Source organism: Streptomyces beijiangensis (assembly GCF_017315755.1).
Classification (GTDB): domain Bacteria; phylum Actinomycetota; class Actinomycetes; order Streptomycetales; family Streptomycetaceae; genus Streptomyces; species Streptomyces beijiangensis.
Window position 1 is genome coordinate 1 of the sequence record NZ_JAFLRJ010000667.1, and the last position, 711, is coordinate 711.

Annotated in this window: 2 protein-coding genes; both read right to left on the bottom strand. The window is 74.3% G+C overall.

Going from position 1 to position 711, the window contains the following annotated elements; translation table 11 throughout:
- Positions 1-271: NAD(P)H-hydrate epimerase (locus J0695_RS38100; protein ID WP_277990092.1), on the bottom strand; the 271-nt coding region annotated here is incomplete at its 3' end.
- Between the two features lie 4 nt (positions 272-275).
- On the bottom strand, positions 276-644 hold the full coding sequence (locus J0695_RS38105; protein ID WP_206969419.1) for a holo-ACP synthase: 369 nt from the start codon (positions 642-644) through the stop codon (positions 276-278).
- Positions 645-711 lie beyond the last annotated feature (67 nt).

Genomic DNA, 711 nt, shown 5'->3' on the forward strand with positions numbered 1-711 from the left:
CGCCCGCATGGGCCCGCTTCTCGTCCAGCAGTACGGCACACACACCCGCACCCCGCCGGGCCAGCCGCGCCCCCGCGTACAGCGCGTCGCCTCCGTTGTCCCCGCTCCCCACGAGCAGCACGACCCGTGCCCCGTAGACCCTCCCCATTACATCCGCACAAGCAGCAGCCAGCCCGGCAGCAGCCCGCTGCATCAAGGCACCCTCGGGCACCCGCCCCATCGCCTCGGCCTCAGCCGCCCGGACCCGCTCCACGCCATAAGCACTCCGCATGCGCTCAACCCTCCGCGATCACCACGGCCGACGCCACCCCCGCGTCGTGGCTCAAGGACACATGCCAGGACCGCACCCCCAGCTCGGCGGCGCGGGCCGCCACCCCGCCGCGTACCCGCAGCCGGGGCTGCCCGCTCTCCTCGACCCACACCTCGGCGTCGGTCCACAGCAGGTCACCCGGCGCCCCCAGCGCCTTGGCCACCGCCTCCTTGGCCGCGAACCGGGCGGCCAGCGAGGCGACCCCGCGCCGCTCTCCGCTCGGCAGCATCAACTCCCGCTCGACGAACAGCCGTGCCGCGAGCTGAGGCGTACGCTCCAGCGCCGCCCCGAACCGGGCGATCTCCGCCACGTCGATCCCGACACCGATGATCACCGCGCGCACCCCTCATATCCACACATGGCGGCAGCCTACGACCGCCCGCGCCCCGGCCCCCACGTGA